The 6,564-nt window shown below is 66.4% G+C and carries 5 protein-coding genes; 1 reads left to right on the forward strand and 4 read right to left on the reverse strand.

Features of this window, described 5'->3' with window-relative positions:
• Positions 1-365: 365 nt before the first annotated feature.
• Positions 366-680 carry a hypothetical protein gene (locus tag ACZ5Y0_RS36105; protein WP_469132859.1) on the forward strand — a complete coding sequence of 105 codons (315 nt, stop codon included), beginning with the start codon at positions 366-368 and terminating at the stop codon, positions 678-680.
• Positions 681-742: 62 nt separating this feature from the next.
• Here the strand turns inward: ACZ5Y0_RS36105 and ACZ5Y0_RS36110 are convergent, their stop codons facing one another.
• The 4 genes from ACZ5Y0_RS36110 to ACZ5Y0_RS36125 all read right to left on the reverse strand — a co-directional run bounded on the left by ACZ5Y0_RS36110 (position 743) and on the right by ACZ5Y0_RS36125 (position 6,213).
• Complete coding sequence (locus ACZ5Y0_RS36110; protein WP_469132860.1) at positions 743-1,810, reverse strand: hypothetical protein; 1,068 nt, start codon at positions 1,808-1,810, stop codon at positions 743-745.
• A gap of 402 nt (positions 1,811-2,212) precedes the next feature.
• Complete coding sequence (locus tag ACZ5Y0_RS36115; protein ID WP_469132861.1) at positions 2,213-3,172, reverse strand: hypothetical protein; 960 nt, start codon at positions 3,170-3,172, stop codon at positions 2,213-2,215.
• A 492-nt stretch (positions 3,173-3,664) separates the two neighbouring features.
• The gene (locus tag ACZ5Y0_RS36120; RefSeq protein WP_469132862.1) at positions 3,665-5,818 is read right to left on the reverse strand and encodes a hypothetical protein; all 2,154 of its coding nucleotides are present in this window, start codon (positions 5,816-5,818) and stop codon (positions 3,665-3,667) included.
• Positions 5,815-6,213, reverse strand: a complete 399-nt coding sequence (locus ACZ5Y0_RS36125; protein WP_469132863.1) for a hypothetical protein — start codon at positions 6,211-6,213, stop codon at positions 5,815-5,817. Before ACZ5Y0_RS36125 ends, ACZ5Y0_RS36120 begins: the two co-directional genes overlap by 4 nt.
• Positions 6,214-6,564 lie beyond the last annotated feature (351 nt).

The following is a 6,564-nucleotide window of genomic DNA, read 5'->3' on the forward strand; positions in this document are numbered from 1 at the left end:
GCAGGCCGACGACATCGTGGCGAAGCTGGAGGCCGGGGCGGTGGCCGGCGCCCACACCTGGATCTCCGAGAGCAGCCCTCCGCACGGGTCCGAGCCGCGGTTCGAGGACGGCTGGTTCGCCGGTGTCCGCGACGTTGCCAGTTACCTGTTGCGCATCGCCGACACGGCCACCGCCCAGCGGGGGCGCGCCGCCTCCAGCGCCATGCTGCTCGCCCACCTCCAGCAGCCCGCCTCACCCGCCCCGCAGGAGACTCCGGTGGAGGAGCCGGCCCCGGCTCCGGCGCTGGACGCGAAGGACGTCCTGGCGGCCGCGGAACGCTTCCCGTGGGCCGTGGCCGCACCGGGCGAGCGGCACTGGCCGGACGGTGGTGACTCTCCTGGACGTCGCTCTGAGCGCGGTGCGCCCCGAGGAACGCGAGGGGTACATCGAGCGCCTGAAGGCGTTTGTGGAGCAGCACCGCACCCGCCTGGAGGAGATGCTGCGCACGCACGGGCCGGGCAGCAGGCCCGCCTCGCACGGCCGGTACGCACTGGTCGGGCAGCCCGAGACCCTGGTCATCCTGGAGCGGATGGAGGCCGCGCCGTTCCTCCTGCGCGGCCAGTGGGAGAAGGAGCTGGAGACCGTGTTCCTGGACGACCTCGAGTTCGTGTGGGGGCCGCGCATCCGCCTCAGCCGGTGAGCAGCCGGAAACGAGCAGCGGGGCCGGACAGGGTGATCCTGTCCGGCCCCGCTGTCGTCGGGTCAGCCGAAGTCGAGCGTGTCCTGGGCGAAGTCGGCCGGGGCCGGGGTGGGCGGGGGCGCCGGTGGGCCGTCAGGGCGGGCGGCCTTCCAGCGTTCGGCCAGCTCGTCCTTCCAGCCCTTCGGCGGGGGCCACGGCACGCCCCAGGCGGCGAGCTGGTCCCGCCTCCAGCCGCCAGCGGGCGTGCGGGCGGCTTCGATCTCTTCGGGTGAGGGGAGGTACGTCATGGATGGTGAGCGCTCCGTGTTCAAGAGTTGTCCCGCAATGCGGTGACGGAAGACCGACAGGTCAGATGCCTTGCTCAGAGGGAGCCACCCCTCGGGCATGGGAGAGCTCGCAAGTGAGGGAGGTTGAGCACCGACGGGGGCGTAGTACATCTCGGCACGTTCTTCCCACACGGTCGACTTCAAGGCGACCTGCTCGTCGAACACTTCCTGTCGAAGTTTCAGCATCCCGGCCTCGTTCAGTGCCCGGACGAAATTCAGGAGTTCGATTGTGCCGACCATCGCCCAGGCCACTAGGGGCACAGCGGCGCGAAACCGGTCGCGCAGTCCGAAGGTGTCGCCTTCCTTGCGTCGCTCTGGGTCGTGATGCACCACGTCTCCGTAGATCCAGGCCATGGCCAGCCCATGCGCATCGAGGTCACGCTCTTCGCCCGTGGACGTGTCAGCGACCATGACCCAATAGCCGGATTCGTCGCGCGTGGAGGGGCTTACCCGTGTCCGCCACTCAGCGCGTGCGGCCCGTATCCACGCCGCATCTTGTGGCGCTGCTCGACAGGTGTAGCCCAGAGCCGAGAGCGCCTTCATGTGAAAGCAGTCTTCCTGCTCCAGCAGGATTGGCCTGATACGCGCTGCCGCTGATTCGACCACTTCCTCGGGCGGGAGCTCGTACGAGATCCGGACCTCGCCGCGGTCGACACGGACGTTGATGCTCATGCGGGTCAGCTCGACAAGGGCGTCCCAGTCGGCGGCCAGCGAATGCTCCTCCACCCTGCGGGCCCTCAACACGAAAGCTTCCAGCAAGCGCTGGTGCTTCTCGTCAAGAGTTTCCGTCTGCCCGCGGCTCACGCTTCCCCCCTCGCATCGATCGCTTCCAGCATGACGTGCCTTCTCCGTCGCATCCATCCAATTCGCCGGGCTGGTCCTTGTCAGAAGGAAAAGCGCGGCTGGTCGGAAGGCGTGCCCTGGCTCAGCGACGCAGGCGCGAGAGCCAGCCGGTTGCCTTCTGCTCCGGCACGGCCGGCTACTGCTCCTGGCGCGTCGCGTTCGGCCAGGCTTCCTCCCAGTCGGTCCCATGTCGCTGGTCGCAGTCCCCGCACAGGGTCGGACGGGCCTTCGGAGAGAGGCGTCCCAGCCAGTGCACTCCACCGCCTGCCACCGCTCGTACGTGAACGCTGCCTTGCACTCGGTGCAGCGAGGACGGCGGGCGTACGTAGCGCATGAGGGCATGCTGTATGGATCTCCAGGGCCTCAGCTCTTGCCGGCCCCGCTCAAGAACAACTCTTCGAACCGCTGATACTCGCGGCGCAGGCTGCCCTTCCCTGTGTAGGCGGCGTGCGTTGCAAGGAAGAGACGCGGTCCCGCCCAAGCACCGTTCGACCACAACTGGATCAGCCATGCCGGAGCTGTGCCGATGTCTTGGGACAGTTCAACCCACACCGCCGTGTCGGCAGCATGCTCGCCGTGAGCCATCGACGAGCCGCTCGTCCAGGCGTACCCCTCGATGCCGATACGGCGCTCAAGGTTCTCGCTGAGCCAGTCAATCGAGAGGGGTGTGATCTCGGGGGTGCGACGGCCCCTCTTCACAGGCCAGCCCCGGTCCTTGGCGTAAGCCAAGATGTCGCTGATGTCCTTCGCAGGATCGCGGTTGGTCCCGTGCGCGTCATCCACGTCGCCGTCGTTCTCAACGAGCTGGTCGGCATCGGTATCGCCGCCGAGCATTTTCCTGAGACGGATACCTGCCGAGAGTCGTGCGAGGCGACGCGTCAGGGCACGTTGCAGGCGCTCGTCAGTGCTGATGGTCGGGTCGATTACCGCGGTGGCCCACAGACACGCCTCGAAGACGCCACGCGCGACCGAGACCGCGCCCATCAGCGATTTCTCTGCACGAAGTAGGACGGCGAAACCCCGAAGCTGATCGGCGGCGCTGAGGATGTTGACCGCTGATTCATACCGGATAACCATTGCGGCTGGTTCGGCGCGGTCACCGAGCATGACGTCCGGGACCTTCACGTCCTCTCGCGCCGGACTCATACGCTCGGATTTCCAAGACTTGAGGCCCAGTTGCGTGAAACCGTCGGCTATTTCGTCGACCGCTGTCGCAAGCGCGTCGCGACGCGCATGTGCCTCCCGCCTGCCTTGGCGCAACTGGACGAGGATATCCATCGCCCACGCCTCGCTGTCCTTGCTCGTATCGCCTTCGCTTGTCACACGCCAGACCTTGCCAGATGGCTCCGACCAGGAAGTAGCGCTTATCCGTCCCGTGGCCCTTCGCGGCGACCGCTACAGGGTGGTGGACTCCTGGTTTGCCTACGACGGCGACTTCGATGACGGCCTGCACATCTTCCTCGAACCGGTCACTGCGGAGCCCCGTCTCCTGCGGCTGCAGGGGACGGGGCTCCCGGCGATCGCTCGGAACCCTGAGGACGGGCTGGTTGTGGTCGGCTCCGTAGACCCGGCGGCGCAGCATCTGTTAGCCATCGCTTCAACGGTTACGGCTCCTCTTCCGTGTCTTCGCTTAGATGGTTCATGGCGAAGGGGATCTCTTCGGGGTGAGTAGCTGTACGGGTTAGTGCCCAGGCTGTGCGTGCGTCCATGCCGGGTCCGTATGCGGCTGCCAGACGTCGGGCACGCCATGTGGTCAGCGGTGCCAGCAGCCATCGGGTCAGTGGGAATCTGACGCGCTGGTGTCCTGTAGGGGCCTCATGACCGGGGTTCACCGGTGCCTCCGGCAGCGCTGGTGTCCGGGAAGGAGCTGGCTGCTTCTTTGAGCGGGCAGTGGGGTTCGGAGCACTGGGCGTGGTTGCAGCCTCGCAGGTTGGCCAGGGCGAGGCGTGCTTCGATCAGGGCGTGGTCGTCTTGGTCCGGGCTTCCGTACAGGAAGCGGGACATGGCGTCGAGGGGGGTATGGGCGTTGCGTACGTCGGTGAGGATGCCGAAGGTGGCGGTGCGGTCCAGTCGGCCCTCGTGAGCGGCTCGGGCCCAGCCGAGGAGGACCTGGTGTGCGTCGTCGCGTACCTCTGGCTGTCGCAGTGTCTGCATCCAGCCGTTGATCAGGAAGTCACGGACGGCTGGGACAGCCTGTGCTGCGCTCACCAGGGTGTCCAGGACGTTGAATGCGGGGTCGGTGAGCGCTAGGAAGGCTCGAGGGCCGGCGAGGTGGGTCTGGTATCTCTCCAGCCAGGTCTCGACCGTCTCAACGATTCGTTGGAACCCTTCGGTGCTCGTGGCGGCGTGGGCCGTCAGGGCGGTCGCTGCGATGCGAGTTGCTTCGTCGTCGACAGCCAGGATGTGGCGTAGCCGGACGAGGGCCATGTGCGGCCATCGCATGCCGTAGCGGCCGCTGCATGCCCGGGCGACCACCTTTCGCCGATGTGCGTCGGGCCTTTTCGCCCAGTCCAACAGTTGCTTGTGGGCATCCCGTGCGAGTTCTTCTGTCTCCGTGGCTTGGGTGATCAGTGCGGTGACGATACTGAGGTATTGCTCGTCGGGGGAGGTAGTGGCCCAGGTGTCGAGGAGGGTGAAGAAGGGGGATTCGACCTCCGTGATGGACAGCTCCAGCAGACGGGTTCCGATCTGCTCTGTCCATGCTCTGGCGACGCCATCGGGGGCGGTGATGCGGGTGAGCCACGTCGTGGTTGCGTCTCGTTCGTCGGCCCAGTGGTGCCAGTCCATGCGGATGGCGGAACGGGCGAGGCCCGGGCGGCTGTGGAATGCGGCTGTGTCGTTGGAAGTGATGTCGACACCGACGTCTCTCAGCCGACGCCGGGGGCTCCGGCCTTCCCGGTACCGGCGCGCAACTGTCTCATCGCGGCCGCCGAACTCGGTTGCTGCCTTGATGCATCGTTCGATAGGGGCGCCCTCGAGGTAGGCGGCGGCGAGCAGCATCACTCGGTCCTGGCCGCGGGTGCCTGTGCCGGTGAGCGTCTGCTCCAGGAAATTGGTCCATAACAGGACCTCTTCCCGGATGCGGCGGAGATCGTTGACTCCCTGCTCGTGCTCTGGTGAAGAGGGTGTGTCTCTGCGTTCGACCGCTTTGGCTAGCCGTTCAGGGTCAATGCCGCGCAGGCGTTTGGCGATTGCGACAGCATCATCCGGGCTGACACTGCGGGTGATGAGGTCAGCCAGGACGCCGGCGGTTCGGTCGGTGGCTGCTTGGCGAAGCAGGCCGCGTGCCATAGTGCGCTGGGCGTCCTGCTGCAGCCATCCGGCCTGCGCGTGGCTGCCCCAGTGCGCAAGGTGGTTCCGGGCGACTTGGATAGCATCGGGGCGTACCGCCTCAATCTCGTAGCGGCTGTCGCCCCGCCAATCCCGCTGGTTACGGGTGATGACCAGGCAACTGCCCGCGTCGTGGAGTTCTTCCGCCCAAGTAATGAGGGCGCGGGCGGCGTTCTCGGAGAAGAAACGCGAGGTCGCGTCGATCAGGTAGCCGTGCCCGGTGATGGGCTCGGGTAGGACTTCCCGTTCCGGTGCTTCGTCCTCGTCCCAGTCGGCTGCCAGGTAGAAGAGCTGCGGGGGTCCTGCGGGAGTGGAGAGATGGGTGTGCAGGGCGCGGACTGCCGAGATGTGCCGTCCCGTGCCGCGTTCCCCCACGATGACTGCGAGGCCATGAGTAGCGAGCAGGTTCGCTGCCCGTTGCGGGGTGGGAGTGTGCGCCCAGACAGGCTCCAGGGCGGCCTCTTGGTCCACGTGCGGAATGGGGGTGACCGGTAGTTTGGGTAGCCGAGTGATGTTGATGTTGCCGAGGTTGGAGCCCCCGACCTGGACAGTAGGACCGGTGTTGCCGACGGCAGACTGCCCAACAGACGGCGGGTTGGTGGGTGGCTGGGGCGCGTCACGCCCGTTGAGCGTTGTCACCTCCGCTCCGTGTTCAGGCTGCCGGAGTTGTCCCTGCCGATCTGAATGACCGAGCCGGTGTTGTTCTCTGCGGTCTGGTTCACCCCGCTCTGCGGCTCTTTCGGCTTGCGGCGCGCCATTGCCGCCAGCTCCTCGGCTGCTTCGGGGAAGTCCTCCACCAGCGTCAGCAGCCGCCGGTTCCACCTCTCCCGCAGAGCCGCTGGATCCAGCGTGGCCACCTGCACCTGATCGGCATCGAGCCGGGCGAGCTGGCGTTCTTCCTCCTCCTGACCACCGCGCCGGAAGAACCGAGCTGCCAGCGAGCGCATCGACGCCCAGCTCTCCTTGGTCATCTCCGCGACCAGTGCAGCTGCGGCCGCCCCCGCCAATCCCACCAACTGTGCCTGCTCCAGCACGGCCCTCTCCCCCATCCAAGATCCGCTAAGTGACTAAACGATCACCTGCTGCAATCAGGAAGGGTCTCAGAGATGCCGATATAGAGAGACAGAGTCCGTGAGAATGACTGAAACCAGACGTCCGACAGCATCACGCTACTGACGTCACCAAGACAGGACGAAGGCAGCTCACCGGCGCTTGATTGCAGAGCGGCGTGATCCGCCCGGCCGTCGTCGACCTGATCACCCGACTCCCTTGTAGGCAGTCGACCCCCTAATTGGCTCTAACAAAAGCCGTTGATCATGTGACTGTCGGCTCGCTGGATCGTTGGTGTGGTCGTGGGGAAGAGACAGTCGCGGCCGTGGATCGTC

It is taken from the genome of Streptomyces sp. NPDC033216 (assembly GCF_055577115.1).